Consider the following 26,546-nt stretch of genomic DNA (forward strand, 5'->3'; position numbering starts at 1 on the left):
GACCGATGGGCCGTCGACGTCAGTCGTCGGTGAAGCGGTACAGCACGAAGTCCTTCTCCGCGCCACAGGCGATCATGTGGGTGTTCCAGGAGCAGGACGAGCTACGCACGTCCTTCAGCTCACCCAACTCGTCGACCTCCCCGGACTCGGCCCACACGCCGGCCAGCACCCGGTTGTCAGCGACCACGCTGGGCGCCTTGGCGAAGACCAGCAGGTTGCCCGCGTCGAGGCGGACCGCCACCCCGCCCCGGTCCCGCAGCACCGGCTTGCCGGCGGCGTCGAAGACCGTGACGGTCGGATCCGGGAACTCCCGCTGGGCGAGCACCTGCTCACCCAGGGCAACCAGGCCGGTCACGCCCGGCGCCGCCCAGCTGATCATGCGCTCGCCCTCGGTGGCCGCCACCACCTCGGTGCGGGCGACGTCATTGTCCGGCACCTGCAACAGGCAGGCCCGCCGCTCCCCGCAGGCCACCAGCTCTTTCGGGCGGTACGCGTCGTTCCCGGACCGGTGCAGCACCACCGGCTCGGCGTCGGAACCCAGGTCGTACGCGAGCAACTGGTAACCACCCTCGTTGGCGGCCACGTACAGGCGGTCCTCGTGGGCGACCACCAGGTCGTCGAGGTCGGCAACGCTGCCCCACTGGCGCAGCACCGCGCCGGAGGCCATGTCGAGCAGCCGCACCGACCGGTCCGCACCCACCTGGACGAGTCGCCGCCCCTTGCTCGTCCACGGGTTGCGGGGCGTGCCGTCGAGGAAGGCCGGCCCGCCCGCCGCCGCGTCGGTGCCGACCGGCCGGACCACGGTACGGCCACCGGAGTACTGGCCGCGGGGGTTGGGCTCGGTCCACTTCGCCGAACCGTTGGTCAGGCGCAGGCCGACCAGTTCGTCAGCGGCCCGGTCCACCAGCACCGCCGTGTCGTCGGCGAAGTAGACGTCGTCGTCACCACGCAGTACGCGCTGCCAGCGCTGCTCGCCGGTACGACCGTCGAGGACGGCCAGCGGTCGGGGGGTGCTGTCGCCGGGCGCGTCGGCGAGGACCGCGACCGCCCCGGGGACGGCGATGATCGCCTCCCAGTCGTCGGCGCGCACATCGGTCTGCTTGCGCCACACCTCGCGGCCGTCGCCCGCGTCGACGGCCACCACCTCCAACCGGTCGTCCGGCAGCGGGAAAGCGAGGTAGGCCCGGTCGTCGAGCACCGCCGTCCACATGTCGACCGGCCGCTCGGCGCCGGCCGACGGCCGGGACAGCTCGTGCAGCGAGTCGAACTTCAGATCCGGGTAGCGGTCCCGGGTCAGGTAGAGCGTCGCCGCGGTGGCCACCCCGGCCAGGGCCAGCACCGCGCCGAGCACCACCCAGCGCGCCCGCCGCCAGCGGGTCGCGCCGCCCGGCGGGGTCGGGGTGGCGCCGGCCAGTCCCGGCCCGGGCGGCGGGCCCGCCGGCGGGGTCGCCCCCGGCCAGGGCTGCGACGGTACGACCGGCGCGGGCGCTCCGGCCGGGGCGGGCGGGCTCACCGGAGCCGGCGCGGGTGGTGCGAGCGGCGCTCCCGCGTACGCCGGGGCGGGCAGCGCCTTCCGCAGCGGAAGGTCGGTCAGGGCGCCCTCGGCCACCGGCAACTCCGGCTGGTCGAGCACCGTCGGCGCGATCCCCAGTTCGGCGTGCAGCATGCGGGCCACCAGCGGGATCCGTGACGACCCTCCCACGAGGAACAGCCCGGCGAGTTGATCGGGGCTGAGGCCGGCGGCGGCGATCACCTCCCGGGCCCGCTGCACGGCCCGGCTCAGCAGCGGCGTGGCCACCCGTTCGACGTCCGCCCGGGTCAGCTGGATCGTCTCGGCCACCCCCGGCACCGCGACCGGGGCGGTCGAAGACCGGGACAGGGTCTCCTTCGCGCCTCGTACCTCGTCCCAGAGCCGGACCTGGTCGCGGCGCTGCGCCGGATCCGCCGGCCCTGTGAGCCGGGCCCACTGCGCGGCGTGCCGCTCACCGACCAACTCGCCGACCCGCCGCACCAGCGCGGCGTCGAGGTCCAGGCCGCCCAGGTCGGGCAGGCCACCGTCGGCGACCACGCTGAAGCCGGAGTCACCCCAGGGGTCCGCGCCCTCGTTGCGCAGCACGGCGACGTCGAGCGTTCCGCCACCGAAGTCGAACACCGCGATCGCCCCGCCGACCGGCACCGGACGGTGCAGCACCTGCGTGTAGTAGCGGGCGGCGGCCACCGGCTCCCGCAGCAGCCGGGTGCCGGGCGGTGTCGGCCCGGCGAGGGTGTGCTCGGCCGCCTGCGGCCAGCCCGCCCGCAGCAGCGCGTCGGCGAGGACCTGCCGCCGCGTCGCGTCCCAGGCGGCCGGGCAGGTGACCACGGCCGGGGGCAGGAAACCCACAGCGCCCACCGCCGCCCGACCGACCGCCGCCAGCACCGCGGCGAGCAGGTCGGCCGGCGGGTACGCACGGTCGCCGAGCCGCACTGTCGGCTCGTCCACCCGACGCTTCGGGTTCGCCTCGAACCGGGCCGGATCGGCCTGCGCCAACCGTCGGGCGTCCCAACCGGTGTGCAGGGTGCCGTCCGGGTCGGCGTAGACGGCGGACGGACTGAGGGGTTGACCGTCCATCAGCAGCGGACGGGTCCGCCCGTCCGGCCAGCGCAGCACCGCGACTGTGTTGGACGTACCGAGGTCGACGCCGAGAGCGAAACCCTCGTGCTGGCCTGCCATTGACCGATACCTCCGCCGCGACGAGGGGAACTCGACCCCGCATCGTACGCAGGCCCCGCCGCACTGCTGATCACTCGGTCCGGGGTGGTCGGTGACGCCCGTTCAGTGGGTGGAGTGGACGCCCACCACCTCGTCCTCGCTGGTCTCCCCGGTCAGCTGGAAGCCGAGCTTCAGGTAGAACCGCTCCGGGCCGTCCGGCCCCGGCTTCCACGTCGTGTAGACGCGGTCGTGCCCCCGTCGGCGGGCCTCGTCGCGGACGGCCTGCACGGCGAAGCGGCCGTACCCCCGGCCCTGGTGCTCGGCGGCGATGTTCAGCCGCCACAGCCCCGAGCGCCTGTCGTGCGGCTGGGCCGGATCCCACACGATGTCGAAGAAGCCCATCAGGAAGCCGACGATCTCGTCATCCTCGACGATCAGACGCGGCCACGCGATATCGGGCTGCACGTACGCCTCGGCGAGGGACCAGGCTACCGGAGACGAGAACTTCTCCTGGTCGGGCCGCACGCTCACCCGGCACGCGGCCTCCACATTGTCTTGAGTGACTTTCACCAGTAGCGGCACGCCGGCCACCCTACCCAGCGGGGCCGCGTAACAGGCCGTCGAGCAGCCCGCGCAGGCCGAACTGGAACCAGGTGTCCAGGGCGGTGTCGGGTCTGGTCTGCCCGGCGGCGGCCAGCCACTGTCGTTCCCGGGTACGGCCGGTCCGCTCCAGCCGGGTGCGGGTCGCCGACCACCAGGCGTGGTAGGTGGTGTCGGCGGGGTCACGCGGGATGAGCAGGGCCATGCCCTGGACGTAGCCGCTGAGTGCCAGGTAGGCGCGGAACGCCTCGGCCGGGTCGTATCCGGCGCTGGTGAACGCCGCCACCACCCGGTCGACCATGGCGAGTACCGCCGGCCCGGTCGGCGGCCGGTCCGTGGCGAGGACGGCCAGCAGCCAGGGGTGGCGGCGGTACATCGCCCACTCGTCCCCGGCCAGCCGTTCGAGCCGTTGGCGCGGATCACCCGGCGGTGACGCGGTGCCCGGCGGGCGGGTGGCGGTGATCTGCTCGGCCATCGCGGCGAGAAGGTCAGCCCGGTTCCGGACGTGCCGGTACAGGGCGTGGGCGGGCATGCCGGAGCGTTGGGCGAGGACCCGCATGGAGACGGCGTCCAGGCCGCCGGCGTCCGCCAGCTCGACCGCGAGGGTGACCAATCGGTGGCGCGGGTCGCCGCCGGTCGGCGTGGGCAGGTCCGGTAGCCGACGCGGGGTGCTGGTGGGGCCGTGCTCGCGACGCCTGCGGTACGCGCGGGCCTGGCAGCGCCGGGAGCAGTAGCGGCGCGGGCGCCCCCGGGCGGCACCGACGGGCAGCTCCGCGTCGCACTCGACACACCGGACATCGAGCACGGCGCCTCCAGCTCCGTCACGGCACTCCGTGTGGCGAAAGTACTGCACGTCGTCCCGTCGGCGGCAGTCGTCGCCTCCTCGACGTGGGGCTAGAGACGAGCAGCCGGGGTGTCCCGGTCGGTCTGTGCGGCGCGGAGTAGCCGGAGCTGACCGATCTCCGCGACGTTCTTCATCAGCTCGGCGTTGACCCAACCGATCGTGTGCGTGACGGTGTGGTCGGTCCCGTCCGGCCAGGGGAACGTCGCGGCGCGGTCGAGGTCGCGGTCGCCGAGCTGGTCGAGAAGGCCCAGCCATTCGGTGCACAGGTCACGCAGCCAGGCGACACTCGGCTCGCCCGCCCCCGGCCAGGCAACGGCAGTGCGTTGCCGAGCTGGTTCGCCCCGGAGGTGGTCCATTGCCACGGTCCACCACCAGCCGACGTGCCAGGTGAGCCAGGCGATCGTCGGCACCGGGACCGGGTCGGGTTCGGTGTCGGCCCAGTCCGGGGTCCAGGTGCCGTCCGCGCCCTGCCGCACCGACCAGCAGTGGGTGGCCGGCTCCCAGAGGAAGTCGGCGGGATCGAGTCGCTCAAGGTGGTACTCGAACAGCGACCACGTCAGGTCGAACTGCCAGCGCAGGAGGGGCGGTACGGACATTCGATGATTCTGTCGCGATTCAGCACTTCCGTCGAGCGCAATTCCCATCCCGACCGCCGCCATCAGCGTCTCGACCAGCGGGTTTGTGATCCACGTTAGATCAACATCTGCGGCTGCACTGCGAGGCATGGCCGACGCGCGCGAATGTGAAGCAGCCGAATATCATGATGTCGAAGCGCCGCCGAATGGCTCTGCCCAGATCTGCAAATCCCTCAACGCCGGTGGGAGCTGCTGCTCGTGAAGCCAACTCTGCTCATCTTCATCCACGGCATCGCCAGCGGCCCGCAGGCGTGGGACATCCTGATCGAGCTCCTCAAGGCAGATGAGAAAGTCGCAGGCAGGGTCGATTACCAAACTTTTGAATACGAGACGCGTCTCATCGGAAATCGATTCCTCACTAGAACTCCGACATATCGGACCGTCGCCGATAAACTGCGCACTCGATTCCTCCGATACCGGGAGGAATACGAGCAGATCATCTTCGTGACCCACAGTCAGGGCGGGCTGGTCCTCCAGACCTTCCTGTCGCGGATGTTGGCCGGCGGTGAGGCGGAGAAGCTGACGGTCGTCAAGAAGATGGTGCTGATCGCATGCCCCAACGGTGGATCGGGCATCTTCCTGACTCCACGTCGAAGCGTGGGGTGGCTCTTCCCGCACGCTCAAGAGCGCAGGCTGCGTCCGCTCGACGAGGAGATCGCGGACATCCACCGGCACGTGGTGTCCCAGGTGGACAAGGCCGATCGGGTGTCACCCAACTCCTGCCCCATCCCGCTCATCGCGTTTGCCGCTGAGAGCGACGGCATCGTGCTCCGAGCGTCGGCATACGGGCACTTCCGCTCGCACGGCATCCTCCCCGGCTCGCACAAGACAGTGATCCGACCATCCTCGCCAACGGACCCGGGTTACCTGGACCTGCGGAACGAAATTCTCGGGGCAGTGAGACCAGCGGCCAGCGCCCGCCCGGCGACGCCGTCCTCACCCGCGCCACTGCGACCGGCCTCGACCGGCGGTCGCACGGCGCTGCACAACCTGCCGCGGATGACGACCAGCCGCCTCATCGGCCGAGACTCCGAACTGGCCTACCTACGGACCTTCCTCGGCCAGCGCACCGGGGAGATCCTCCTGATCGAGGGCACGGCCGGCGCCGGCAAGACAACGCTCGCTCTGCACATCTCGCACGAGATGCTGCACAGCAACCAGTACGACACCATCATCTGGCTGTCTGCCCGCACCACGATCCTGCAGACCAGCGGCGAGGTCCCCACCGCGACGAGCACCTCCGACCTGGCCGACCTCACGACCACCATCGCGATCACACTCGATCGACGGGACCTGCTTCGGCTACCGCCGCCGCAGCGTGCGATCGGCGTCGTCGCGGCCCTGGCGGAGATGTCCTGCCTGCTGGTGCTCGACAACTTCGAGACCGTCGCCGACACCCGGATTCTTCCGTATCTGCGCGACCTTCCGCAGTCGTGCTCCATCCTGATCACGAGCCGTCGACGCGTGGACGTACGTCGGCGGGTCAGCCTCCAACCGCTCAACCCGGGGCAGTCCGCCGAGCTTGTCCGGTCCGAACTTGAGCGACGTCACCTGAGCCGTCCGCCGACCACAGTGGACTGGATCGCCGAGACGTCCGGAGGCATCCCGCTCGCCGTTCAGTGGCTCGTCGGCCGACTGGCCTCGGGCGCTCCTCACCTTGCGCCGGGTCCGGAACTCGACGACGACGAGATGTTGCGATACCTCTTCCAGAGCGCGGTGGATCACGTCTCCGACGAGGGGGGCAGCGTCGCCCTCCGGCTGCTGGCCCATCCGCCCGGCACCATTCCGAGTCGCCTCCTGGAGAACGCGTTGCTCCGGTTAGGAATGCAGCATTCCGACATCACCCGCACCATCTCGGTCCTGTCGACGCTCAACCTCGTCGGCTACGACCAGGTGACCGACCGATACTCGGTACTGCCCATCATCAAGCGGTTCGTGTTGGAGAAGGCCTCGCTCGACACAGTGACGTCGGCGATGACGATGGAGCAGATCGGTGACGCCTACGTCCCGGCCCTGGCCGAGCACCTCCGCATCGAGGCGGACGTGCTCTGGCGCACCGGCTACGAGCTGGGCGACTGGGACCGGGACCGGGCGAACTGCCTCACCAGCATCCACAACCTGCTCAACCAGGGAAAGGTGGATCTTGCGGCGGAGCTGCTCCAGGCGTTCTATCCTTTCGCCATCACCTTCGGGCACTTCGACGACTTCCTCGCGCACACGTCGACCCTGCTGGCCCCACCGTTCCAGCTCGCGCCCATCGACGGCGCTCGGCTGAAGGCCCATCGCACCTCGGTGCTGTTCCATTCTGGAGACGTGGACCGCGCAGAGATGGAGCTGGCGAGGGCCGAGCAGGAATACCGGCTGGTCCCGGCGCCGGACGACGCACTCACGGATTCGATGTTCTTCGTCCGAAGCATCATCGCCGTGTCGCGCCGATCGCCCACCGCCGAGGCCATCCTGAACGAGGCGGTGACGTTCGCACGCCGACGTGGCGTCGTCTGGGCGCTCATCGGGTTCCAGGGCTGGCTCGCGCTGCACCTCATCGACATGGGACGGCTCGACGAAGCCGACGGCCTCCTCCGTGAGACGTTGGCTCGTTGCGCGGCGGACGGTGACCACCGGACCGCCGTGTTCCTCAACGTCGGGATGGCCCGGCTCCGGTTGGCACTCGGCGAGCATGACAAGGTCATCGACAGCGCAGACGACGTGCTCGCCCTCGCCCGTAAGTACGGTGAGGACCACAACTGGGCGCACCTGCACTACGAGGTCGCCCGAGCTTATGCGCACCGCGACGACACTCGGACGGCCCTCAACCATCTGGCGGCGGCCCGCGAGTTGTACGTCCGGATCGGCGCCGGGGTGGGCATCGAGTCGTGCGACGCGCTGCGCGCGCAGCTGGTGCCCTGAGCACCACCTGCGACCACTTCGGCCGACGACGCTCGTCCTCGGCGATCGCACACCGGCCCAGCCGAGCGGTCACTCCGGGCGGGTCAGGTTACCGGAGGCGATGTCCGCCGTCGATCACCAGGGTTTGACCGGTGATGAAGCCACCCGTCTCCGACACCAGGAACGATACCGCACCGGCGACCTCCTCAGGTCGACCCAGTCGAGCGAGCGGCGTCTGGGCGATGACCTGGTCCAAGAACTCGGCGCCGGCCGACCGGGTCATTTCGGTGTCGATGTTGCCCGGAGCGATGGCGTTGACCGTCACGGAGGGGGCCAACTCCTTCGCGAACACCTTCGTCAGCGAGACCACGCCGGCCTTGGCCGCCGCGTAGCCGGCCACGAAGCCGGAACCGATGTCCGCGTAGGTAGAGCCGATGTTGACGATTCGGCCGTTGCCGGAGCGGGTCAGCAGAGGGGCAAATGCCTGAATGCAGGTGAAGACACCCGACAGGTTGACGCGGAGAGTGGCATCCCACTGCGCCGGAGTGATCTCGGACCAGGGCCCGGCGAGCGTGGCGCCCGCGTTATTGACCAGGACGTCCAGCCGCCCAAATCGCGACTCCACGTCGGCGGCCAACCGGCGTACGGCGTCGACATCGCAGACGTCCGCCATGACCGCCACACCGTCAAGTTCCTCTGCCAGCTCTTCGGCCGCCTGACCAGATTCTCGGTAGTTGACAAGAATTCGGAAGCCGTCGGCCGCAAGCTTCTGCGCCACCGCCCGTCCGATGCCTCGAGATGCCCCGGTAACTAGCGCGATCGGTCGTTCAGACATGGGGCGCAGAGCCTTTCCGGTTTGGCGGCCACGAGCGACGCCGACTATACCGGTCGATCAAGCGCGGACACGCCCTCGCCACCACGGCTCTCCGGTATGCCAGGTATCGAGGGAAGCTCGACGTGCGGCTTGTTGATATGGCAGCTGTAGAGACAGCCGGGGCAACCGCCTTTCCTGATCTGCGCACGGGCAGCCCGCATCTGCTCCGATGTCCACAGACGACTTGCCGTCTCCCGCGCGACCGATCCGACCGGATCCATCGACCAGCACGGTCGCATATTCAGGTCCTGGTCGATGACCACGTCGGTGTAGGCGACGGTGCAGCGTGCCGGACGAAAGGTGCGGTTGACGAAGAAACCCGGCATCTGGGCAAGGTAGCGGTCACTACTGGCGATCGGGGAGGTCCCGGTCTGCTGCCAGGAGACAAGTTCGCCGATGACAACGGCCAAGCGGTCGACCTCGGCAGCCGTGGGCCAGAGTTCTTCGAGGATTTCCTGCTCAGTGCCGGTGCCGGCCCAGTGGACAGGCTGGAACTGGATCGAGATCCCGAGCTTCTCGGCGTATGCGGCGAGGGGCAGAAGATCGTCGATATTGTGCCGCGTTACGGTCACGAAGAGCGACACTCGCATTGCGGGATTGTCGCGATGCTGAGCCGCCAGCATCTCAATGCTGGCCATGACCCGCTTGACCGGCAGTCCACGAAGCTCGCGCATCCGCGTCTCCGACAGACTGTCAATCGAGATACCCACCCGTCCGACGCCCAAGCGGGCCAGCGCGTCGACGTGGTCCCGGGTCAGTGCGCTCCCGTTCGAGATGACGCGGACGGCAAGGCCGAGCGCCACCGCGTCAGCGAGTACGTCGAGTACGTCGCGGCGCAGGAAAGGCTCGCCACCGCTGACCACCAGGTCGGCGATCCCCAGTTCCACCAGGTCGGCGAAGAGCGCACGCAGAAGCTTTCGGCTCGGGTCGCCGCGGGGGTCGCGAGAGGCGCGCCAGTCGGTGCAGTAGCGGCAGCGGGCGTTGCACCGTTTCAGGATGTTGACGAAGGCGGTACGTGGGGGTGCCTGCGGATCGTCCCGAAGAAACGCCTCCAGCAGGTCGGGATCCGTCATCACCGGTCATCCTTCGCGAGAAAGTCGGCGTACTGCGCTTCGAGGTCCGGGATCGAGGTGAAGGCTGCTCCCCGGTCGGGGTGGTAGACACGACTGAATGACCTCTCGGCCGGCAGTTGGAGCACCAGACTGACCGTGCGGGGCTCCACGGAGACCAGGGAGTGCACGTCCGCCGCGCGGACGATGTTGAGCGAGTTCACGCCGCGCTTCGCGGACCGGAGTGGCGACACGCGGTCGGATTCGATCGTCCACCGTTGCTCCACATAACCTCCGCGGAGAATCTTGCTCACGAAGGCGTACCGGTGATCGTGTATTGATGCGGCGAACCTACCCTCCGACGGAGGCCATCCCTTGTAGACGTGCAGCCAGAGCCGCAGCGCACGATGCGCGTTCTGGTCGAGCGACAACTTCAGATGTGTGGTGGTGTCGACCGAACGACACAACATCCCCTGCCGCTCGTCTTCGGTCATTCGACGCAGCTCGTCGACGACACTCTCGTGGGAGATCTCCTCCGCGCTGAGGCGATCCGCCGCCACCGCGACCACGTCGGCCAGGCTTTGACTTTCACTGACCTCGTTGAGATCGGAAATAAAATCGACAAGCGTCATAGTGTTTGCCCCACGTTGACGTATGTCCGACCAAGTCTATGAAGCAGGACTCACCTTTCACCACGATGGTCGGATGTCAGCCAATGGCCTCGCCTCCACCGCCTCCCGCTGCTACGGTGACGCGATGGGCTGGATCCCCGATGTGTCAGTGATCCCGGTACACGACGTGCCGCTCACCAGGTCGGACGAAGAGAACATTGCGGTTGCCATACTTCCCGACACACCATTCACGTCCGCTGCCGTGGGTTATGTGTCGCCGGGAGCCGTCCAGACGCCGCACTATCACGACCGTCCGGACGACGGAGACGAGATCATCTACCTCTATCGTGGAACGTTCCGGTTGATCACCGACGGGCGTCGGTCCGAGCCACACGACACGGCCCGAACGGGTCCGGTATACGTCGCCGTCAAAGCCGGCACCGTCGCCAGCATCGAAAATTGCGGCACTGAAGACGTGGCGTTCTTCGCTGTCTTCGCACCCATGTTCAAACCCGGGGAGATCCGCTACGTGACCTGAGAGCTGCGGCTCTCGTGTTCCTCACAATCGTCAGGCTCCGCCGAAACGGCTGGAGAGGGCGTAGCGGAGCAGGACCACGTCGCCGATCTGCCGGGCCTCGGCCAGGCGGGCGCGGCGACCCGGATGCCAGGGAAAGTGACCCTCGCCGACGAACCGGGGCGCCCGACCGTCACCGACGAAGAACGGGGCGACCACCAGGTGCAGTTCGTCGGCAAGACCGGCGGCGAGGAACTGTGCGTGCACCGTCCCGCCGCCTTCCACCATCAACCGCTGCACACCCCGTGCGGCCAGGTCGGTCAGCACCCAGCCCGGGTCGACGGGCTCACCCGCGTCGACGACGGTGGCCAGTCGGCCGACCCGTTCCCTGGTCTTCTCCAGCGCGCCGGTGGCGCAGTAGACGAGCCGGGCCGCGTCACCGGCGGTGAAGAAGCGGGCGGTCGGGTCGAGGTCACCCTGAGCGGTGAGGGTGACCTTGGTGGGCGAGGCGGGCCGGCCGGTCGCCTCCCGCTCGGCCCGGCGGCTCGGGGAACGCACCAGCAGTCGAGGATCGTCACGTCGGACGGTGCCGGCGCCGACCAGGATGGCGTCGCAGCTGGCCCGGACCGCGTCGACGCGGTCCAGGTCCTCCTCGTTGGACAGCAGTAGCCGCTGCTCGGAGGCGTCGTCGATGTACCCGTCGATGGAGGCGGCACAGCTCAGCAGCACGTACGGGCGCGTCGACTCCGACGGCCAACTCATCGGGAGACGGGCCGCTCAGAAGGACTACCCGCGAGCGTCTCCGCCGCCTCGACCTCGGCCGCCTTGGCCGCCTTGGCCGCCTTGGCCGCCAGGTAGTCGGCGTTGGCCGGCGAGAGGAAGACGCTGGTGAGCACCCGTTCGGCCACGTCCACACCCAGCTGGGTCAACTGCTCGGCCTTGTCCGGGTTGCTGCTCAGCAGTCGCACCCGCGGCACGCCCAACGTGGCCAGCATCTGCGCGGCGGCGCTGTAGTCCCGCTCATCCTCGCCCCGACCCAGCGCGACGTTGGCCTGGTAGGTGTCCAACCCGGCGTCCTGCAACGCGTACGCGTCGAGTTTGGCGTACAGGCCGATGCCGCGGCCCTCCTGTCGCAGGTAGAGCAGGAAACCGCCGGTCTCGGCGATCCGCTGCACCGCCTCGCGCAGTTGCGGCCCGCAGTCGCAGCGTTGGCTGCCGAACACGTCGCCGGTCAGGCACTCGCTGTGCGGACGGACCAGCGGGGCTTCTCCCCCGGCGGCGAGCCGGTCCAGGGCGCCCGCCCAGTCGCCGAGGCCGAGGGCCAGGTGCTCCCGGCCGTCCACCAGGCCCTTGAAGGTGAACACCCGGGCGGTAGTGGTGTAGCCGTCCGGAAACGTCAGCGGCACCGTGACCTGGGTGCGGATCGTGGCAACCGGCAATGCTTCGGGCATGGGACTCCTTTGTCCGGGGCCACCGTCGTCCGGCGACGCGTACCGTCTCACAACCGACTCAACAGTCTCCGCCGGAGGCGGCTTCCCGGGCGGCGACTGGAATCCGACGCCGACGGGCCAGCAGCACGGCGGCACCGGGCAGGCTGGCCACCAACACCAGTGCGCCGTAGACGGTGGCGGTGGCGACACCCTCGGCCGCGCTGAGGCCGGCCGCGCCGAACACCCACGCCGCCACCCCCTCGCGCGGGCCGAAGCCGGCCACGTTCAACGGCAGGCCCATGGCGAGCAGTGCGAGCAGCGTCAGCGGCAGCAGTCGGGACAGCGGGGCGTCCGATCCGGCGGTACGCGCCGCCACCAGGAAGGTGGCCAGGTGACCGGCGACCATCACGGCCGAGGCGACCAGCACACCGAACCAGGTGCGCCGCGCCAGCAGCCCCGAGCGTACGTCCGCCACGGCGGTACGCAGCGCCGTCGCCCAGCGCGACCCGCCGCCGTTGGGCAGGACCCGGGCCAGCAGCACGGCGACCAGCCCGCCGGCCACGAGCAGCGCGGCGGCGACCGGCAGGTACGGCCGGACCGGGGACGGGAAGGCCGCGAGCACCACCAGCGCGACTCCGATCAGGACCACCTGCCCGGCGGTACGCTCCCAGACCACCGCGCGGATGCCCCGGCTGACGTCACCGGCGTCACGGCCGTGGCGTACCGCCCGGTGCACGTCGCCGAGCATCCCGCCGGGCAGGGTGGCGTTGAGGAACACGGCCCGGTAGCAGTGCGCCACCGCCGTCGCCAGGGGTAGGCGAACGCCGAGGCCGCCGGCGACCAGGCTCCACCGCCACGCCGCGCAGACAGTGGTGAGCACCCCGATGACCAGCGCCGCTGCCAACGTCGGCGCGTCGATCAGTCGTACTCCGGCGAGGAACGGGCCACTGCCCACCTGCCACAGCAGGACGGCGAGCAGACCCACCCCGCCGACCACTCGTGCCCAGGCCCAGAACATCGGCGCCGGCCCTCCCTTTGAAGATCGTCCACTTGCCCTAGTGCACGTACCCAGGGCGTGAACGGTTCATCCACCAGCGAGGAGGTCAGTGTGTTCGACAAGCACGGTGAGTCGGCCGGCCGCCGCGTCGGCCAACCGACGGCGGGCGTACGCCTCGGCGGGGCCGGCCAGGTCGGGGCGCTGCTCGCAGGCCGCGCCCAGCCACCCCCGGAACCACTCGGCGGTCAGGTCGGCCTGCTCCGGGCCGAGACGCCACGGGCTGGGCCGTTCCCGCACGTCGACGCCGCGTCGGGCGAACGCGGCGGCGGTGGCGGCGGCGGCATCCGGGCCGAGCAGCCGCCGGCCCTCGACGGTACGCCGCTGGTGGTCGTTGAACGCGGCCTCGACCGCCTCGTCGAGCGGGTCGGCCGGGGTGAACCGGGCCCGCCCGGTCACCGAGATGGCGAACAGGGCGGGCCGGCCGACGCAGGCGGCCACCACCCGTTCGACCTCCTCCGCGGTGAGCATGTCCAGCAACGCGGACGCGGTGACCAGGGAACCGTCGGCCAGGTCGGCTGCGGTCAGCCGGGTGAGGTCACCGCAGCGGGTGTGGACGGTCACCGGGGCGCCGTCGGCGGCGGTCACTCCGGTCATGCCCGCGGCGGCCCGGGCCAGCAGGTCGGCGTCCCGGTCGTGCAGCACCCAGTGCTGTGGTCCGGGCAGCCGGGCGGCCAGCCACCGACTCATCGAGCCCGTGCCGCTGCCCAGGTCGTGGATCACCGTCGGGGTGTCCCCGGTCAGCCGGGCCCGGACGGCGTCCAGCAGGTCCTCGGCGCGCGCCGCCGCGTCGGCCGGCTCACGCAACCGCAGCCAGTCGGCGAACGGCAGGGTCTCCTCGACGGTCATTCCGCCACCTCCTTCAGCACGCCGGCCAGCAGCGCGGTGGTCACCGGCCAGTCGGTCAGGGTGTCACGCCGGGCGAGAGCGGCACGCCGCAGCCGGGCGCGCAGCGCGTCGTCGTCCAGCCAGCGGGCCAGCGCGGCGGCCAGGGCCGCCGGGTCGCCGGGCGGGACCAGCAGTCCCGGTCGGTCACCGTCGGGTGCGTGGCCGAGCGTCTCCGGCAGGCCGCCCACCTCGGTGGCCACCACCGGCAGGCCGCGGGCCAGCGCCTCGGTGACGACCATGCCGTACGTCTCGCCTCTCGACGGCAGCACCAGCAGGTCGGCGGTGGCGTACGCGTCGTCCAACGCGGCGCCGGTCAGCGGGCCGACCAGCCGCACCCGCTCGGTGAGGCCCGCCCCGGTCAACCGGTCGCGCAGCCGGTGCACGAGGTCCGGTTCCCGGGTCAGCGTGCCCGCGCAGAGCATCGTCCAGGGCCGGCCGGCCAGCGTGGCCAACGCGTCGACCAGCACGTCGTACCCCTTGTGGTGGGTGACCGCCGCGACGCAGAGCAACCGGTCGCCCGCCGCCGAGCCGGCGGCGGGCGGCGCGGGCCGCACCCCGGGCGGCGCGGCCCGGATCCGGTCGGCGAGCGTCGGGTGACGGGCCAGCAGGGCGCGGCGGGTCCAACCGCTGGTGGTGACGACGGCCCGGGCGGTGGCCAGCGCGCGGGCCTCCGGCTCGTCGTCGAGCGGCAGATGCACCAGGACCACCAGGCGCAGCCGACGGGCGTGCGCGGCGAGCAGATCTGGCACGGTCGAGGCGATCAGGCCGTCGATCAGCATCACCGCGTCGTCGGGCACGGCGGCGAGCACCCCGTCCAGCGTCGCCCGGTCGGCCGGGCCGGGGTGCGGCCACGCGCCGGGCACCGGATGCTCGTGGACGGACCAGCCGCGCTCGCCCAGCCCGGCGCAGATCCGCCGGTCGTAGAAGTTGCCGCCACTGGGGGTGGCCGGGTCGTCGATGTCACCGGGCAGGACGACGTGCACCGCCCGGCCCGCGTCGGTCACAACGACCGCTCGTAGCTCGCCCAGGCGATGTGCGACTCGTGCAGGGTGACAGTGATGCCGGTCAGGTCGCGCGCCCCCGCGCCCAGCTCACCGGCGTGCACCCGCTCGACCAGTCGGTCGGCGACCGTCCGGGCCAGCACCTCCGTGGTGGTGTTCACCCCGGCGAAGGCCGCCTCGTCGTCGAGGTTGCGGTAGGTCATTTCGCTCAGCACGGCCCGCAGCTGCTCGGTGGCCAGGCCGATGTCCACCACGATCCCGTCGGCGTCCAGGTCGGGCCGGCGGAACGTCGCGTCCACCACGAACGTCGCGCCGTGCAGGCGTTGCGCGGGCCCGAACACCTCGCCTCGGAAACTGTGGGCGATCATCATGTGGTCCCGAACGGTCACGCTGAACACGGTCACTCTCCGTCGTCGTAGGTGATGAGGTGGCAGAGCGCGGGCAGGTCGCCCGAGGTCAATCTGGTCAGCACGTCGGGGAGCTCCGCGAAGCGGGACGCGCCGGTGATCAACGCGTCGAAGGCCGGGTCGTCGAGCAGGTCGAGGGCGAGCGCCAGCCGGTCGGCGTAACTGCGCCGTCCCCGTCGGGCGGGTGCCACCATGCCGACCTGACTGCTGCGCACTGTGAGTCGACCGGAGTGGAACGCGCCGCCCAGCGACACCTGCACCGGGCGGTCGCCGTACCAGCTCAGCTCGATGACAGTGCCCTCCGGGGCGAGCAGGTCCAGCGACTGTTGCAGGCCCGCGGCGGTGGCGCTGGCGTGCACGACCAGGTCCCGGTCAGCGCGGGCGTCGGCCGGGTTGGCGAAGTCGACGCCGAGGGCCCCGGCCACGCCGGCCCGGCGTGCGTCGGTGTCGACCAGCTCGACGTGCACGCCGGGGAACCGGGCGAGCAGCGCCGCGACGCAGCAGCCCACCATGCCCGCGCCGATCACGGTGACCCGGTCACCGACCAGCGGCGCCGCGTCCCACAGCGCGTTGACGGCGGTCTCCACGGTGCCGGCGAGCACCGCTCGGGCGGCCGGCACCCCCTCCGGCACCGGCACCACCGCACTCACCGGCACGACGTACGCGCTCTGGTGCGGGTGCAGGCAGAACACCGTCCGCCCGAGGAGCTCCGGCGGGCCCTGCTCGACCACGCCGACGCTGAGGTAGCCGTACTTCACCGGGCCGGGGAACTCGCCCTCCTGGAACGGCGCGCGCATGGTGGCGTACTGGTCGGTGGGCACCCGGCCGGCGAAGACCAGCGTCTCGGTGCCCCGGCTGACTCCGGAGTAGCGGGCCCGGACCAGCACCTCGTCCGGGCCGGGGGCGGTCAGCGACACCGGCTGGATCTCGGCCACGCCGGGTTCACGCACCCAACAGGCGTACGCCTCGCGGATCACCGTCGCGCACCTCAGCTCTGCTCCGGGCCGAACCGATCGGCCATGTCGGACCCCCGGTCGGGGGTTGTCGATCATAAACACGGAAGTTCGGCACGCACAGTTCGAAGTGGTCCGTGCTCGGCCGCAGACCGCGACTGGCCAGGCTGGGCGGTGCGGATGCTGGACCGGTCGTCGACACTGCTGCGCCACGCTGATCCGCAGCCCAGCGGCCGACGTTCGGAAATCATGACGGAATCGGAGTTCTCCCGTCCGATTCCAGTTCGCACCGACCATTCCGCCGTTGCTGTTCCACCCCTTTACGCGTACGGTCCAGATCGAGTGGCCAGCCGTACCGCCAATTCTCCCCGACCTGGCCGGCACCCCTTCACGCGGCTCCAGTTTGTGCCTTTTCGTCATTCGCCGACCCAGTGGGCAAGAAGAAGAGAAGAGCCATGGAAAACGCACAGGCACGCGATGGCGCCGGGCAACCCGCCAAGCCGAAGATCTGCATTGTCGGTGCCTCTGGAAAACTCGGGCGGTACATGGTGCGGCACGCGCTCGACCGCGACTACGAGGTCGTCGGCGTATGCCGAGAGGGCAGCGTGGGAAAGCTCGACGCGTTCAAGGGGCGCATCACCGTCATTGCCGGAGCGACCGACGACCGCGACGTCATCGCTCGCGCGATTGCCGGGTGCGACGGCGTACTGACCGTGCTGGTGCCGCGTGGGGTCGACCACTACTCGGCCGGCACGGCCCAGGCCGTGCTCGACCACGCACGTCCCGGGGCACGCCTCGTGTTCTCCTGCGGATGGCACATCACCCGCGACGGCCAGGACGTGTACTCCTGGAAGCTGAAGGCCATCGTGAAGGTTTTCGGCCCGCTGGCGAAACTCGCCCGCTTCGCCGACCTGGACGATCAGGTGGATGCCTGCCGTCGGGTGTTCGCCAGCGACACCCGATGGACCGTCGTTCGCGGCAGCGACCTGGAAGAGGGCGACAGTCAGGGCCTCCCGGTCTGGAGCAGTCACGTGGGCGACCCCATCCTGGAGAGCAACCGCACCCGTCGAGTCGACTTCGCTCTGTTCATGGTCGATGCCCTCACCAACGACGAGCTCGTGCACGAGGCACCGGCGATCGTCGGCCGCCAGACACCCTCAGCGCTCGCACACTCCGGCGCGGGGCGCGAGGGGGCGACATGAGCCCGCTACGCAGAACCGCGCTGGCCGCGGGCGTGCTCTACCTCCTCACCTTCGTCTCGATCCCGATCCTCGGCCTGTACGCGACGGTGCTCGATCCAGAATCCACCGTCGGGGCGGGCACCGCCACGGCCGTGGCCTGGGGCGGTGTCCTGGAGATGGTGGTGGCCCTCGCGTGCATCGGCACCGCTGTCGTGCTGTACCCGGTCGTCAAACGGCAGAACGAGGCACTCGCATTGGGCTTCGTCGGCGTCCGGGTCCTGGAGGCAGCCACCATCGTCGCCGGCATCGTGGTCATCATGACGCTCGTGACCGTGCGGCAGGCCGAACCCGACCCGCAGGTGCAGGCCACCGGTGCGGCCCTGATCGCCCTGCACGACTGGACGTTCCTGACGGGGCAGGGTTTCCTGCCGGCAGTGAACGCGCTCCTGGTGGGCCCGCTGCTGTACCAGTCCCGCCTCGTGCCGCGGGTCCTTCCCGTGCTCGGGTTCATCGGAGCCCTCCTGCTTGCCATCACCTTCGTCGCCACGATGTTCGGCTTCTGGGCACAGGTGTCTTCGGCGTCCGCCCTGCTGACCATTCCGATCGCCCTGTGGGAGCTCTCGCTGGGTATCTGGCTGATCGTCAAGGGCTTCCAGCCCTCCCCCATCACCGCTGACCTGGCCGCCGACCCCGCATCCGGCAGCGGCGTCCCGGTCCACTCGGGGCAGAGCGGCTGACCGTCGGCGCGGCCGCCCCTTACCGCCCGGGCTGCAGGTTGGCGCACCGACGAGGTACGAGTCAGCGCCGTCACCGGCGGACCGGCTATTCGGACAAAAACCTCAAAACCTTACAATCAGCTCGTTACGCTCCCCTGGCACATTCGAACCAACGGGGGCGTGATGAGGATTTCGTGGTGGGGTAGCCGCAGGTCACGGGCGGCGGCGCTGTCCGCCGTCGCGGGCGTGCTGGCGGTCAACGGACTGCTGGTGCCGGCACCCGCCGCGCCCACCCCGATCAACCCGGTACTGGCCGCCGTCGACGAGGCCATCGGCCCGGTCGATCCGGTCGCCGAGGCGCTGAGCTTCGGCGTGATGACCGAAGGCGACGCCACGGTGAACAACGACGAGAACGAGGGAACCCTCGCCGTCGGCGGCGACCTCACCTTCGGCAACTACCAGCTCGCCGGGGCGACCGCTGGATCGTTCGTGGTGCCCGGCGACGCCAACCCCAGCGCCCTGGTCGTGGGTGGACGGGTCAACTTCGCCGGCAGCGTCGGCGGCAGCCGCCTCCAGGTGCTCTCCAACGGCTACGCCAAGGTCGGCAACCTGACCGGCACCTTCGTCCGTAACACCGACAACAACGGCGCCCAGGTCAACACCCGGATCCTGCCAGCGAACGACTACGACGCCTCACCCCGGGTGGAGCTCGTCACCCGGCAGCCGGTCCCCAGCGTCGGGCCGACCTCGCCGATCAACTTCGCCGGCGCGTTCGCCGCCTTCCGGGACACCACCGCCGGCCTGGCCACCTGCGACAACACGGTGGTGCTGCGGACGCCGAACGGTGACGTGCTGCCCCGACCGATCCCGCCAGGCAGCAACGCCGTCGTCACGTTGACCCCGGGCGTGACGAATGTGCTCAACCTGACCGCCGCCGACCTGGCCAACATCCAGATCCTGACCTTCGCCAGCCAGCCGACCGCCGACACCCCGCTGCTGGTGAACGTGGACACCAGCGGCGTGGGCAACACGTTCGCCTGGACGGCCCCGAACTTCGCCGGGATCGGCGGACCGCAGGCGCGCTACATCCTGTTCAACTTCCCGACCGCCACCGCGCTCACCCTCACCCCGAACGCCGCCACCGTCGAGGGCACCATTTACGCGCCCAACGCCAGCCTCACCGACCTCTCCTCCAGCAACACCGAGGGCAGCGTCATCACCCGTACGCTGGACCACCGTGGTGGCGAGATCCACTACTTCCCGTTCAGCACCACCCTGTCCTGCGCAGGCGCCACCCCGGCCGACATCGCCCTGATCAAGTCGTCCACCACCACGTCGATCACGTCGGTCGGGCAGCAGGTGCCGTACTCGTTCCACGTGGTCAACACCGGCGGTGTCCCACTGACCAACATCTCCGTCACCGACGTGCAGACCCCGCCGTCGTCGAACGCCAACCTTGGCCCGATCACCTGCGCCGCCACCACCCTTGCGCCAGGGGCGCAGACCGCCTGCACGGCCACCTACACCGTCACCCAGGCCGACCTGGACAACAACGGCGTCACCAACGTCGCCACCGCACAGGGCAGCCCACCCACCGGTCCACCGGTCGTCTCCGATCCGAGCACCCTGACCATCCCGGCCCAGGGGCTCACCGCCGCCGTCACGGTGGTGAAGTCGTCGACCACCACGAGCATCACGACTGTCGGGCAGCAGGTGCCGTACCGGTTCCTGGTCGCCAACACCGGCGGTCTGACCCTGAGCAACGTGGCCGTCACCGACGTGCAGACCCCGCCGTCGTCGAACGCGAACCTCGGCCCGATCACCTGCGCCGCCACCACCCTGGCACCCGGCGTGAGCACCATCTGCACCGCCACCTACACCGTCTCCCAGGCTGACCTGGACAACAACGGGGTCACCAACGTGGCGACCGCGCGGGGCACCCCGCCCGGCGGCGGTACGCCGGTCACCTCGCAGCCGTCGACGCTGACCGTCCCCGCAGCCGGACTGACCCCGTCGATCGCGGTGACGAAGACCTCCACCACCGCGTCAATCACCGCAGTCGGGCAGCAGGTGCCGTACTCGTTCCACGTGGTCAACAACGGCGGGGTCACCCTGACCGCCATCAACGTCACCGACGTGCAGGCACCGCCCTCGTCGAACGCGAACCTCGGCCCGATCACCTGCGCCGCCACCACCCTCGCGCCCGGCGCACGCACCGCGTGCACCGCCACCTACACCGTCACCCAGGCCGACCTCGACAACGACGGAGTCACCAACACCGCCACCGCACACGGCACCCCGCCCGGCGGTGGCACCCCGGTGAACTCGCCGCCCTCGACCCTGACTCTGCCGGAAACCGGCCTGGTCGCCTCGATCGCGGTCGTGAAGACATCCACGACCACTCTGATCAGCACCGTCGGCCAGCAGGTGCCGTACTCGTTCCACGTGGTCAACACCGGCGGGTTCACCCTGACCGCCATCAACGTCACCGACGTGCAGGCACCGCCCTCGTCGAACGCGAACCTCGGCCCGATCACCTGCGCCGCCACCACCCTCGCGCCCGGCGCGCAGACCGCGTGCACCGCCACCTACACGGTCAGCCAGGCCGACCTGGACAACGGCTTCGTACGCGACACCGCCACTGCGCAGGGCACCCCGCCTGGTGGCGGAACGCCCGTCCAATCAGGGCCGTCGACGTTGACGATCCCGAGCGGTGACGTCTTCCCTGCCATCTCACTGATCAAGTCGTCCACCACCGCTGCCATCAGCTCGGTGGGCCAACAGGTGCCCTACCGCTTCCTGGTCGCCAACACCGGCGGCGTCACCCTGAACAACGTCAACATCACCGACGTACAGGACCCGCCGTCGTCGAACGCGAACCTCGGCCCGATCACCTGCCCACAGACCACCCTCGCTCCCGGTGCGACCACCGTCTGCACCGCGACGTACACGGTCACCCAGGCCGACCTGGACCATGACGAGCTGACCGACATCGCCACCGCGCACGGCACCCCGACGGGGACCGAGGAGCCGGTTGACTCGGACCAGGTCGTGCTGACCATTCCGGCGGCCGACGTCACACCGTCGATCTCGGTGGTGAAATCGTCCACCACCACCTCCATCACCTCGGTCGGGCAGCAGGTGCCCTACCAGTTCCTCGTCATCAACAACGGCGGCGTGACGCTGACCAACGTCAACGTCACCGACGCACAGATCCCGCCCTCGTCGAACGGGAACCTCGGGCCGATCACCTGCCCACAGACCACTCTCGCGCCCGGTCAGGCGACAGCCTGCACCGCCATCTACACCGTCACCCAGGCCGACCTCGACAACAACGCGGTCGCCGACGTCGCCACCGCGCACGGCACACCACCGGCCAGTGAGACGCCGGTCGACTCGCCGCCGTCCACGCTGACGATTCCGGAGTCTGGGTTGGTCGCCGCGATCTCGGTGGTCAAGGCCTCCGAAGTCACCTCGATCGGTGCGGTCGGGCAGCAGGTGCCCTACCGGTTCCACGTGGTCAACACCGGCGGACTCACCCTGACCAACGTCAACGTCACCGACGTGCAGGCACCGCCCTCGTCGAACGCGAACCTCGGCCCGATCACCTGCGCGAACACCACACTCGCACCGGGTGAGTCCACCGCGTGCACCGCCACCTACACCGTCACCCAGGCGGACCTCGACAACGAAGGGGTCACCGACACCGCCACCGCACACGGCACACCGCCGGGCAGCCAGCCGCCGGTGAACTCGCCACCGGCGACGCTGACCATCCCCGAGGCGGGGCTCGTCGCTGACATCGACGTGATCAAGTCGACGACCACCGTGGCGATCGCCGCGCCGGGCCAGCAGGTGCCCTACACCTTCCTGGTCGTCAACACCGGCGGCTTCACGCTCACCAATGTGACAGTCAACGACACCGTGCTGCCGCCGTCCGAGCGTGGTGTGCTCGGGCCGATCACCTGCGGTCCGCAGAACATCCCGAACGGCGCGGTGACATTGTCGCCGGGCGCCTCCATCCAGTGCCGGACGACCTACACCGTGACCGCGGAGGACTTCACCGGCTCGTCGCTGCGCAACGTCGCCACGGCCACCGGTACGCCGCCGTTCGGGCCGCCGCCGGTCTCACCACCGTCCCCGCTGGACATCCCGATCCCGCATCCGGCCATCGCCATCACCAAGTCCGTGACGCCCACCGTGGTGTCCGCGGCCGGTGACGTGGTCACGTACCGGTTCGAGGTGAGCAACACCGGTACCACAGCGCTCAGCGCGGTGACTGTCGACGAGACCGACTTCTCCGGCACCGGGACGCCCGGCGCGATCACCTGCGGCACCCCACCGGTCGCCAACGGCGCGGTCACCCTGGCCACCGGGGCGAGCACTACCTGCACGTCTACCTACGCGGTCACTGCGGCGGACATCGAGGCCGGCCGGATCACCAACACGGCCGTCGCCGCCGGCACGCCGCCGACCATTCCCGGCCAGGACCCACCCGCACCGGTACGCTCCGCGCCGGTCTCGGCCGAGGTCACGGCCACCCGGGGCGCGGCGATCACGGTGGTGAAGTCGAGCAGCACCGACAAGATCGTCCGACCGGGGCAGCATGTGCCGTTCCAGTTCGTGGTCACCAACACCGGTCAGGTGCCGCTGACCGACGTGACGATCACCGACGCCCTGACCGCGCCGGCCTCGGCGGCCAACCTCGGCCCGATCGCCTGCGGTCCGGAGCGGACCCCGAACGGCGCCGTCACCCTCGCGGCCGGCGCGGCCGTGACCTGTGCGGCGACGTACACGGTCAGCAAGGCCGACTACCACCACGGGTCGCTGCGCAACACCGCGACGGCAACCGGCACTCCGCCGGACGGCCCGGCGCCGGTCTCACCCGAGTCCACCATCACCGTCCCGGTGAAGGGCAAGCTCCCGGTGACCGGTACGTCGTTCCCGGCTGGGCTCTGGATGGGCGCCGGCGTGCTGGCGGTGCTCCTGGGCGCGGCGCTGCTGCTGGTCGTCCGGCAGCGCAGAATCCGCGCCTAGCGCGGAACTGATCGCGAGGGTCGGACCGGAGGGGAACCGGTCCGGCCCTCGTGGCACGTCACCCCACGACCGCGACGAGCGACGTCACTGATTCGGGAGTGGCGCTACCACCTCGGTCGACCGCCAGGCCCTGCGCGCGACGTCGTAGACCATCCGGCGATCGACCTGCTTCGGGACCGACTGGCCGAGCCGCCACGATCCGGACGTGGCGTAGAGATCGACTGTCACCGAGCCCGGTGTCGCGGCGCCCAGCTCGCCGACCCAGTGCCGGTTCTCCCCGATCAGCCTCTCCACGGTCTCGACGTCGGGCGCCGTCACCTCCACCACAGTGGTGTCGACAAGCGCCGAGCCGACCAGCAGGGCCAGGAGCCGGCCGAGGACCGCCGCGGGCACCGTGCGGTCGGTCGTCTCGAGAGCCACGTAGCAGTCGTCGTGCCCGGAGAAGAACAGGCGTGAGCCGGCCAGCGCGGGTAGGACCGGCTCGTCGTACCTGGCCGTTCCGATGTCGACGATCATCTCGTCGACGCGGGCGGCGGAAGGCGTACCCGGCACGTCGACAAGTGTCAGATTGTAGGGGTACCAGCCGTCCAGGAACCGGGGCAGCTGCTCCCGGCGGATCAGCAGGGCCTCTTCGCTGAGGCCGACGACCCCGGCCGCCAGCGCGCCGACCTGACGCACCTCGAAGCTGACGCCCTGCTCCGCCGCGATCCGCGACGGCCGCCACTGCTGATACTCCTCATCCAGGAAGCTGTTGGTCTCCAGGCCGACAACCATGATGGTGTCGTTGCCGTCGAGCATGAGCACATCGGCCAGCTCGGCGGCCTGCGCCGCTGTCGCGGTCACCATCCAGGAGCCGCCTGTCTCGCGAACGCTGAAGCTCAACGGGAAGGGCGCGCGGTCCAGGCCCACGCTGTTCACGGAGAACGCCCCATGAGGTCCGACCTCGACCGTCGCGGCACCGTCCCCGGCGATCGGGTAGCCGATCTCGGTGAGGTCCACCCGCAGGTCGGCGAGGCTGAGCTGCGGATTCAGGGCCCTTGTCACGGCGTCGGTGAGCGGTCGATGGGCGACGATGTGCTCGACCGCCGCCCGGTCCACAGTCATCTCGTAGTAGTCGACGGCGAACTCGACGAAGCGGTCGACGATGCCGTCGAACAGGATGTCGAGCAGCCCGGACCCGTCCGGGCCGTTGTCGTCGTACGGCCCGCTCGGTGGTGGGAAGGCGAGGCCGTCACCGGCGTGCCAGCGATCGTCCCCCACCAGCCGCCACAGCACCGTCGTCGCGAGGAGTCGTCCGTCTTCGTCGCAGAAGGCGGGTTCCGTCACGTGCGGACGTAGAACCTCCGGGACGCCGTCGACCAGGCCCGGCCACAGCTCGTGGTCTGGATTGCGGTACGGCGACATCGCCGACTCGTGGTCGAAGAGTCGGATGAAGGCGCCGTCGGCGGTGAACACGACGGCCCACTCGTCGCCGCTGCCGTTGCTCATCAGCGCCGCCTCGTCCGTGCCCCAGTTCGAGGTGTAGGCGTAGTAGGGGTCACCGCCGTCGATGATGCGCTCGAGCACGGCCAACGCCTTGCAGCGCTGCCGCAGCAGGTCGATGTCAGGGAGTTTGGCGGCAACGTCGTAGGCGGTCACCGGGTCACCCTAGTGAGGCGGCAGCGCCCCGGTGTCGGGGGCGAGGACCCGGGTGAAGAACGCCAGGCTGTCGCGGATCAGCGGCTCCAGCGGCACTCCGGCGAAACAGTGGTCGGCCCCCCGCACCACCGACAACTCGACCTCGGCACCCGCCGCGGTCAACGCTGCGGCAAGCTCCTCGCTCTGCCCCACCGGTACGACCAGGTCCTGGTCGCCGTGGATCAACAGCATGGGCGGGGCCTGGTCGGTGACGTAGGTGATCGGACTGGCCGCCCGGCCCGCTTCCGGGTTCCCGGCCAACGGGGCGCCGATCAGCAGAGACTCGGGCGAGTCCGCCGCCTCGTGGTCGATCGTTCCGGACGGGTGCGCCTGCGCCTGCATGGTCAACAGGTTCGATGGCGCGTACCAGCAGACCGCCGCCCGGACACGGCTGTCGTCCTGGTCGTTCCCCGTCAGCGCGACCATCGAGGCCAGGTGCCCACCGGCCGACTCGCCCCACACCCCGATCCGCTCGCGGTCCACGCCCACCGTGTCGCCGTGGCGGCGCAGCCAGCGCACCGCCGCCGTGACGTCGTCGAGTTGAGCGGGGAAGTGCGCCTCGCCGCTGAGCCGGTACTGCGCGGAGGCGACAGCGAACCCGGCACGGATGGCGGCGGTGAAGGGATCGGCTTCCATGAGCCAGTCCGCCGGGTGCTTGGGCGAGCCGAACATCCACGCGCCGCCGTGGATCCACACCAGGACCGGGGCCGGTTGGGGTGCCGCCACCGGCACGACAAGGTCCAACGTCAGCGGGCGGAAGCCCGGGACCTCGTTGACGACGATGTCGCGGTGCTCGACCCGGTCGGTCCAGCCTCGGGATGCCGCATCGATCATCAAGTCATCTTCGCACCGACGGCCCCCGGGAGTGGATCACTGTTGCTTGTCGGGCGCGGCGGGGCGGGCGCGGACGTGCAGCCGCTCCCCCTGCGGCCCGAAGAGACTGAGGGCTTCGGCGGTGCCGGGGCCGGGGTTGAAGAAGAGGTGCGGGATACGGGTGTCGAACTCGGCCACCTCCCCCGGGGTCAGCGTCAGATCACGGTCGCCGAGCAGCAGGCGCAGCCGGCCGGAGAGCACGTAGAGCCACTCGTACCCCTCGTGGGCCTGTGGGATTCGGCCCCCGGCGGACGGGTCCGGCGGGAAGATCTGCTTGAACGCCTGCACACCGCCCGGTCGGCGGGTCAGCGGGAGGTACGTCACGCCGTGGATGACGATCGGTTTGGGGCGTACCCGAGGGTCGCCGGTGGCGGGGGCGTCGACCAGTTCGTCAAGCGCCACCTGGTAGGCCCTCGCCAGCGGGAGCAGCAGCTCCAGGGTGGGCCGACGGCTACCGGACTCCAGCCGGGACAGGGTGCTCACCGAGATGCCGGTCAGGTCGGCGAGCTGGGTCAGCGTGGTCCCGCGTTGGTGACGCAGGGCACGCAGCCGGGGGCCGACGGCCGCCAGCGCGGCGCTGTCCTCGTTTGCCATAACGGCAAGGATAGTTGCCACCTTGCTGGCAGC

21 protein-coding genes and 2 pseudogenes are annotated in these 26,546 nt (G+C 70.3%); 6 read left to right on the top strand and 17 right to left on the bottom strand.

What is annotated here, in order from left to right:
• Positions 1-19: 19 nt before the first annotated feature.
• The 4 genes from IW249_RS27330 to IW249_RS27345 all read right to left on the bottom strand — a co-directional run bounded on the left by IW249_RS27330 (position 20) and on the right by IW249_RS27345 (position 4,729).
• Positions 20-2,710: an Hsp70 family protein gene (locus IW249_RS27330; RefSeq protein ID WP_196923377.1), complete on the bottom strand. Its 2,691-nt coding sequence runs from the start codon at positions 2,708-2,710 to the stop codon at positions 20-22.
• 102 nt (positions 2,711-2,812) lie between these two features.
• The gene (locus IW249_RS27335; RefSeq protein ID WP_307788723.1) at positions 2,813-3,220 is read right to left on the bottom strand and encodes a GNAT family N-acetyltransferase; all 408 of its coding nucleotides are present in this window, start codon (positions 3,218-3,220) and stop codon (positions 2,813-2,815) included.
• A gap of 61 nt (positions 3,221-3,281) precedes the next feature.
• Complete coding sequence (locus tag IW249_RS34855; RefSeq protein WP_196923379.1) at positions 3,282-4,094, bottom strand: TetR/AcrR family transcriptional regulator; 813 nt, start codon at positions 4,092-4,094, stop codon at positions 3,282-3,284.
• Between the two features lie 89 nt (positions 4,095-4,183).
• Positions 4,184-4,729 carry a DinB family protein gene (locus IW249_RS27345; protein ID WP_196923380.1) on the bottom strand — a complete coding sequence of 182 codons (546 nt, stop codon included), beginning with the start codon at positions 4,727-4,729 and terminating at the stop codon, positions 4,184-4,186.
• A 237-nt stretch (positions 4,730-4,966) separates the two neighbouring features.
• Between IW249_RS27345 and IW249_RS27350 the strand changes: the two genes are divergently transcribed.
• A complete protein-coding gene (locus IW249_RS27350; RefSeq protein WP_196923381.1) occupies positions 4,967-7,675 on the top strand; it encodes a tetratricopeptide repeat protein in 2,709 nt (902 codons plus the stop codon).
• Between the two features lie 88 nt (positions 7,676-7,763).
• Here IW249_RS27350 and IW249_RS27355 read toward each other — a convergent pair whose 3' ends face one another.
• The 3 genes from IW249_RS27355 to IW249_RS27365 are packed head-to-tail and all read right to left on the bottom strand — an operon-like array spanning position 7,764 to position 10,209.
• Positions 7,764-8,489 carry an SDR family NAD(P)-dependent oxidoreductase gene (locus tag IW249_RS27355; protein ID WP_231392670.1) on the bottom strand — a complete coding sequence of 242 codons (726 nt, stop codon included), beginning with the start codon at positions 8,487-8,489 and terminating at the stop codon, positions 7,764-7,766.
• A 44-nt stretch (positions 8,490-8,533) separates the two neighbouring features.
• Positions 8,534-9,601, bottom strand: coding sequence for a radical SAM protein (locus IW249_RS27360; RefSeq protein ID WP_196923383.1), 1,068 nt, complete (start codon positions 9,599-9,601; stop codon positions 8,534-8,536).
• The gene (locus IW249_RS27365; RefSeq protein WP_196923384.1) at positions 9,601-10,209 is read right to left on the bottom strand and encodes a hypothetical protein; all 609 of its coding nucleotides are present in this window, start codon (positions 10,207-10,209) and stop codon (positions 9,601-9,603) included. Before IW249_RS27365 ends, IW249_RS27360 begins: the two co-directional genes overlap by 1 nt.
• Positions 10,210-10,282: 73 nt before the next feature.
• On the opposite strand from IW249_RS27365, the gene IW249_RS27370 reads away from it, so the two are divergent.
• A complete protein-coding gene (locus IW249_RS27370; protein ID WP_196923385.1) occupies positions 10,283-10,726 on the top strand; it encodes a cupin domain-containing protein in 444 nt (147 codons plus the stop codon).
• 30 nt (positions 10,727-10,756) lie between these two features.
• On the opposite strand, the gene IW249_RS27375 is transcribed toward IW249_RS27370, so the two are convergent.
• The 7 genes from IW249_RS27375 to IW249_RS27405 form a co-directional block, all read right to left on the bottom strand.
• Positions 10,757-11,464: a RibD family protein gene (locus IW249_RS27375; protein WP_196923386.1), complete on the bottom strand. Its 708-nt coding sequence runs from the start codon at positions 11,462-11,464 to the stop codon at positions 10,757-10,759.
• Complete coding sequence (locus IW249_RS27380) at positions 11,461-12,153, bottom strand: GTP cyclohydrolase II (protein ID WP_196923387.1); 693 nt, start codon at positions 12,151-12,153, stop codon at positions 11,461-11,463. The genes IW249_RS27375 and IW249_RS27380 overlap by 4 nt, the downstream gene beginning before the upstream one ends.
• A 58-nt stretch (positions 12,154-12,211) precedes the next feature.
• On the bottom strand, positions 12,212-13,150 hold the full coding sequence (locus IW249_RS27385; protein WP_196923388.1) for a lysylphosphatidylglycerol synthase transmembrane domain-containing protein: 939 nt from the start codon (positions 13,148-13,150) through the stop codon (positions 12,212-12,214).
• A gap of 66 nt (positions 13,151-13,216) precedes the next feature.
• Positions 13,217-14,035, bottom strand: coding sequence for a methyltransferase domain-containing protein (locus IW249_RS27390; protein ID WP_196923389.1), 819 nt, complete (start codon positions 14,033-14,035; stop codon positions 13,217-13,219).
• A complete protein-coding gene (locus tag IW249_RS27395; RefSeq protein WP_307788724.1) occupies positions 14,032-15,078 on the bottom strand; it encodes a glycosyltransferase family 4 protein in 1,047 nt (348 codons plus the stop codon). The genes IW249_RS27390 and IW249_RS27395 overlap by 4 nt, the downstream gene beginning before the upstream one ends.
• Positions 15,075-15,473, bottom strand: a complete 399-nt coding sequence (locus IW249_RS27400) for a 6-pyruvoyl trahydropterin synthase family protein (RefSeq protein ID WP_196923390.1) — start codon at positions 15,471-15,473, stop codon at positions 15,075-15,077. Before IW249_RS27400 ends, IW249_RS27395 begins: the two co-directional genes overlap by 4 nt.
• A gap of 2 nt (positions 15,474-15,475) precedes the next feature.
• Complete coding sequence (locus tag IW249_RS27405; protein WP_196923391.1) at positions 15,476-16,459, bottom strand: zinc-dependent alcohol dehydrogenase; 984 nt, start codon at positions 16,457-16,459, stop codon at positions 15,476-15,478.
• 431 nt (positions 16,460-16,890) lie between these two features.
• On the opposite strand from IW249_RS27405, the gene IW249_RS27410 reads away from it, so the two are divergent.
• The 4 genes and pseudogenes from IW249_RS27410 (at position 16,891) to IW249_RS27420 (ending at position 23,369) form a co-directional block, all read left to right on the top strand.
• Entirely contained in the window at positions 16,891-17,637 is a 747-nt protein-coding gene (locus IW249_RS27410; RefSeq protein ID WP_196923392.1) for an NAD(P)-dependent oxidoreductase, read from the top strand.
• Positions 17,634-18,353, top strand: coding sequence for a DUF4386 domain-containing protein (locus IW249_RS27415; protein ID WP_196923393.1), 720 nt, complete (start codon positions 17,634-17,636; stop codon positions 18,351-18,353). Before IW249_RS27410 ends, IW249_RS27415 begins: the two co-directional genes overlap by 4 nt.
• Before the next feature lie 162 nt (positions 18,354-18,515).
• Positions 18,516-19,892: pseudogene (locus tag IW249_RS34505) on the top strand (choice-of-anchor A family protein); the annotation flags it as partial.
• Positions 19,893-19,997: 105 nt separating this feature from the next.
• Positions 19,998-23,369: a CLIPPER-2 domain-containing protein gene (locus IW249_RS27420; RefSeq protein WP_443673253.1), complete on the top strand. Its 3,372-nt coding sequence runs from the start codon at positions 19,998-20,000 to the stop codon at positions 23,367-23,369.
• Between the two features lie 972 nt (positions 23,370-24,341).
• Here IW249_RS27420 and IW249_RS27425 read toward each other — a convergent pair.
• From IW249_RS27425 to IW249_RS27435, 3 genes and pseudogenes are all read right to left on the bottom strand, one after another.
• A pseudogene (locus IW249_RS27425) lies at positions 24,342-25,007 on the bottom strand (hypothetical protein); the annotation flags it as partial.
• Positions 25,008-25,016: 9 nt separating this feature from the next.
• A complete protein-coding gene (locus IW249_RS27430; protein WP_196923395.1) occupies positions 25,017-25,880 on the bottom strand; it encodes an alpha/beta hydrolase in 864 nt (287 codons plus the stop codon).
• Positions 25,881-25,916: 36 nt separating this feature from the next.
• Complete coding sequence (locus IW249_RS27435; protein ID WP_196923396.1) at positions 25,917-26,513, bottom strand: helix-turn-helix domain-containing protein; 597 nt, start codon at positions 26,511-26,513, stop codon at positions 25,917-25,919.
• Positions 26,514-26,546 lie beyond the last annotated feature (33 nt).

This window comes from Micromonospora vinacea, assembly GCF_015751785.1.
Taxonomy (GTDB): Bacteria; Actinomycetota; Actinomycetes; order Mycobacteriales; family Micromonosporaceae; genus Micromonospora; species Micromonospora vinacea.

Bases quoted from the DNA above. Each gene is read 5' to 3' on its own strand.
- IW249_RS27330 (WP_196923377.1), bottom strand. From the start codon at position 2,710: ATGGCAGGCCAGCACGAGGGTTTCGCTCTCGGCGTCGACCTCGGTACG.
- IW249_RS27345 (WP_196923380.1), bottom strand. From the start codon at position 4,729: ATGTCCGTACCGCCCCTCCTGCGCTGGCAGTTCGACCTGACGTGGTCG.
- IW249_RS27355 (WP_231392670.1), bottom strand. From the start codon at position 8,489: ATGTCTGAACGACCGATCGCGCTAGTTACCGGGGCATCTCGAGGCATC.
- IW249_RS27360 (WP_196923383.1), bottom strand. From the start codon at position 9,601: ATGACGGATCCCGACCTGCTGGAGGCGTTTCTTCGGGACGATCCGCAG.
- IW249_RS27365 (WP_196923384.1), bottom strand. From the start codon at position 10,209: ATGACGCTTGTCGATTTTATTTCCGATCTCAACGAGGTCAGTGAAAGT.
- IW249_RS27370 (WP_196923385.1), top strand. From the start codon at position 10,283: ATGTCAGCCAATGGCCTCGCCTCCACCGCCTCCCGCTGCTACGGTGAC.
- IW249_RS27375 (WP_196923386.1), bottom strand. From the start codon at position 11,464: ATGAGTTGGCCGTCGGAGTCGACGCGCCCGTACGTGCTGCTGAGCTGT.
- IW249_RS27380 (WP_196923387.1), bottom strand. From the start codon at position 12,153: ATGCCCGAAGCATTGCCGGTTGCCACGATCCGCACCCAGGTCACGGTG.
- IW249_RS27385 (WP_196923388.1), bottom strand. From the start codon at position 13,150: ATGTTCTGGGCCTGGGCACGAGTGGTCGGCGGGGTGGGTCTGCTCGCC.
- IW249_RS27390 (WP_196923389.1), bottom strand. From the start codon at position 14,035: ATGACCGTCGAGGAGACCCTGCCGTTCGCCGACTGGCTGCGGTTGCGT.
- IW249_RS27410 (WP_196923392.1), top strand. From the start codon at position 16,891: ATGGAAAACGCACAGGCACGCGATGGCGCCGGGCAACCCGCCAAGCCG.
- IW249_RS27415 (WP_196923393.1), top strand. From the start codon at position 17,634: ATGAGCCCGCTACGCAGAACCGCGCTGGCCGCGGGCGTGCTCTACCTC.
- IW249_RS27430 (WP_196923395.1), bottom strand. From the start codon at position 25,880: ATGATCGATGCGGCATCCCGAGGCTGGACCGACCGGGTCGAGCACCGC.
- IW249_RS27435 (WP_196923396.1), bottom strand. From the start codon at position 26,513: ATGGCAAACGAGGACAGCGCCGCGCTGGCGGCCGTCGGCCCCCGGCTG.